This window comes from Flavobacterium sp., assembly GCF_036515215.1.
In the GTDB taxonomy this organism is placed as follows: domain Bacteria; phylum Bacteroidota; class Bacteroidia; order Flavobacteriales; family Flavobacteriaceae; genus Flavobacterium.
Genome location: NZ_DATBVQ010000015.1, coordinates 1 through 3,552 on the forward strand (window position 1 = coordinate 1; position 3,552 = coordinate 3,552).

Genomic DNA, 3,552 nt, shown 5'->3' on the forward strand with positions numbered 1-3,552 from the left:
CGGCCATCGGGCACCTCAGGGACGCGGGTGTGCCGTTCGAGCAGCTTTCACCGGCGTGCAAGATTTGTTAAACCCAGATAGAATATTAATAGGCGGAGATGCTACCGAAGAAGGCCAAAAAGCAATTCAAGCACTTGTTGATGTTTATGCCAATTGGGTATCCATTGATAAAATATTGACCACTAATGTATGGTCTTCCGAGCTGTCAAAATTGACCGCGAATGCGTTTTTAGCACAAAGAATATCTTCGATTAACGCAATGTCTGAACTATGTGAAAAAACCGGTGCCGATGTGAACGAAGTGGCAAAAGCCATCGGTATGGACAGCAGAATAGGCCCTAAGTTCCTTAAAGCGTCAGTTGGTTTTGGAGGCTCTTGTTTTCAAAAGGACATTCTGAATTTGGTATACATTGCCAAATCATACGGACTGCATGAAGTAGCCGATTATTGGGAGCAGGTTATTATTATGAACGACCACCAAAAAAGACGGTTTTCCAACAAAATAGTGCAAACCCTATATAATACTGTGGCCGACAAAAAGATTTCTTTCTTGGGATGGGCTTTCAAGAAAGACACCAATGACACCAGAGAATCGGCAGCGATTTATGTTGCGGATGATTTGATCAATGAGCAGGCACAAATTGCGGTCTATGATCCAAAAGTGTCCGCCAAAAAAGTGTTGGCCGACCTGGATTATCTCGAAACTCGTACAACGGAAAAAAATAGAGCCTGCGTGACTTCGTTTGTTGATCCTTATGAAGCCTGTGCCAATGCGCATGCCGTCGCTGTGCTGACAGAATGGGATGAATTTGTGCAATATGATTGGCAAAAAATATACGATTCGATGCAAAAACCCGCTTTTGTTTTTGACGGAAGAAACATTTTAAATCGTTCTCAAATGGAGGCTATCGGGTTTGTGTATCAGGCGATAGGGTCATGATGCACCTAGGTGTACAAATCTCAAATGTCAACGATAGTATTTATTTGCGATCGCTTCTAAGAAATATTTAAAAATTAAAAAAAATGAATACTACAAGGAACGTTTTTTGAGCGTAATAAATTAGGGTTTAATAATTGTATTTTTCTTTTTTGCTTGATCAAAAAAGAAACAAAAAATTATTCATGCGTTGTTAATTTTTGGTATTCATGAATCTTCGATTTCAAGTCTGAGCTCCCTCGTCGGTCAAATTAGTTTTCGAAGTCTAAAACAAAAAAACTGTTCACGCGTTTATATTTAATTTGTATTCACGAATCTTTGATTTCGCTTCGCTCAAACAGTTTTTGTTTTTGCGACTTCTTCAAACATTTGACACTTGACTGCGGAATCTAAGGACACTTGAATTTGCAGGAAAAATTAAGCCTCGAGCTAACTAAATTAAATAATCAAAATAGATTTATTAAATAGAGCATTAACCAACTATATCTAAATATAACGAATAGCTTAAAAATAGTAACTGGATTTATTAAAAAAAAATGAAATGAATTGGTATGTAGTCTATACAAAACCGAAATGGGAAAAAAAAGTAGCCGAACAATTAACTGATTTTGGGGTTGAATGTTATTGTCCATTGATCACAAAAGTACGTCAATGGTCGGACAGAAAGAAAAAAGTGGAAGTGCCGCTTTTTAATTCCTATATATTTGTTCAGCTGGAAGAAAAAGATAGGAATTTAGTTTTCCAATCGGCAGGGGTGGTTCGTTATTTGTTTTGGTTGGGGAAACCGGCGATCGTGCGCGATGAAGAAATTGGAACCATAAAAAAATGGCTTAGCACTCCCAATCAATGTGATGTTTCGATAGCCGCATTTCAAGTTGGTGATAAAATAAAGGTGGAATCCGGACCTTTCATTTCACAGGAGGGTATTGTTCAAGAAATTACAAACACCCATTATGTTCTGGTATTGGAATCGTTGGGATGTACATTGAAAATGAATCATATCCGGTAGGGGGATATTGGATGTTTAGGTAGAGTTAAATTTTTACTTTTTAAAATCAAACTGGAATTTTCCGTTTTTTATTTTTTTAAGTCATAAATATGTGTTTTAAAAAAAAGGCCGTTTAAATATTTAGTTAACAGTGGATATATAAGTAATTTAGAAAATGAGTTCCAAAATAAAAATAGCAGTAATTGGTTTGGGTTATGTGGGCTTGCCTTTGGCGCGTTTGTTTGCCACGAAATATCCCGTGGTGGGATTTGACATTAACCAAAGCAGGATTGACGAACTGCGTTCCGGGTCGGACAGTACCCTTGAAATAACGGATGCTGAGTTACGGCAAGTGTTGCTGGATAAAAACCCATGTTGCCATGTTGGGGATTCGCAAGGTCAAACCGATGGTTTGTATTGTACTTCCACGCTAACTGATATAGCCGACTGTACTTATTATATCGTAACAGTTCCCACACCGGTAGATAAAAATAACCGCCCAGATTTGACACCTTTGTACAAGTCTTCAGAGACTGTGGGCAAAGTATTAAAAAAAGGAGATACAGTCATTTATGAATCGACTGTTTATCCTGGAGTTACCGAAGATGAATGTGTTCCGGTTTTGGAAAGGGTATCCGGTTTGAAATTTAACATTGATTTTTTTGCGGGCTATTCGCCTGAAAGAATAAATCCGGGCGATAAGGAACATACAGTAGATAGAATTTTAAAAGTTACCGCGGGCTCGACCCCTGAAACTGGGCAAAAGGTAAATGACTTATACTTGTCAGTAATCTCCGCAGGTACACATCTGGCGCCGTCCATTAAAGTGGCGGAAGCCGCCAAAGTGATCGAGAATTCGCAACGGGACATCAACATTGCTTTTGTCAATGAGTTGGCCAAAATTTTCAATTTGATGAATATCGATACCCATGCCGTTTTGGAGGCGGCCGGTACCAAATGGAATTTTTTGCCTTTCAAACCGGGACTTGTCGGTGGCCATTGCATCGGGGTGGATCCCTATTATTTGGCGCAAAAGGCACAGGAAATGGGATATCATCCCGAGATCATCTTGGCAGGGAGACGACTGAATGACAGCATGGGGGACTATGTGGCATCGCAAATCGTAAAACTGATGATCAAAAAGGGGATTTCCGTCAACGGGGCCAGTCTGCTGATGCTTGGTATTACATTCAAAGAGAATTGTCCCGATGTTCGCAACACGAAGATTGTGGATGTGATTGCCGCTTTGGCGGATTATGGGATCAGCGTAACCATATATGATCCTTTGGCGAGTGCCGAGGCGGTAAAAAAAGAATACAAATTAGTCACCACAAAGACGGCCCCAAATCAAAAGTTTGACGCCGTTGTGCTGGCGGTGGCACACGCCGCATTTTTGGACATGGATTTATCGCAACTGCAAAACACAAGGAGTCTGCTGTATGACGTAAAGGGGGTTCTGGGGGATAACGTAGACGGAAGATTGTAAAAGTCGTTGACCGGCCACCGTCGACCGTTTTTCGTCCATCGATAATAGAAAAACGTTTACGTTTTTCCATCGAACATCGAACATCGAACATCGAACATCGAACATCGAACATCGAACATCGAACATCGAACATCGAACAAC

The 3,552-nt window shown here is 40.2% G+C and carries 3 protein-coding genes; all 3 read left to right on the forward strand.

Going from position 1 to position 3,552, the window contains the following annotated elements:
• Positions 1 to 940 (forward strand): nucleotide sugar dehydrogenase (locus VIH09_RS01230; protein ID WP_331577051.1); only part of this gene is annotated, 940 nt, incomplete at its 5' end.
• Positions 941 to 1,478: 538 nt separating this feature from the next.
• The gene (locus VIH09_RS01235; RefSeq protein WP_331577053.1) at positions 1,479 to 1,946 is read left to right on the forward strand and encodes a UpxY family transcription antiterminator; all 468 of its coding nucleotides are present in this window, start codon (positions 1,479 to 1,481) and stop codon (positions 1,944 to 1,946) included.
• Between the two features lie 154 nt (positions 1,947 to 2,100).
• On the forward strand, positions 2,101 to 3,411 hold the full coding sequence (locus tag VIH09_RS01240) for a nucleotide sugar dehydrogenase (RefSeq protein WP_331577055.1): 1,311 nt from the start codon (positions 2,101 to 2,103) through the stop codon (positions 3,409 to 3,411).
• Positions 3,412 to 3,552: the final 141 nt, after the last annotated feature.

Bases quoted from the DNA above. Each gene is read 5' to 3' on its own strand.
- VIH09_RS01235 (WP_331577053.1), top strand. From the start codon at position 1,479: ATGAATTGGTATGTAGTCTATACAAAACCGAAATGGGAAAAAAAAGTA.
- VIH09_RS01240 (WP_331577055.1), top strand. From the start codon at position 2,101: ATGAGTTCCAAAATAAAAATAGCAGTAATTGGTTTGGGTTATGTGGGC.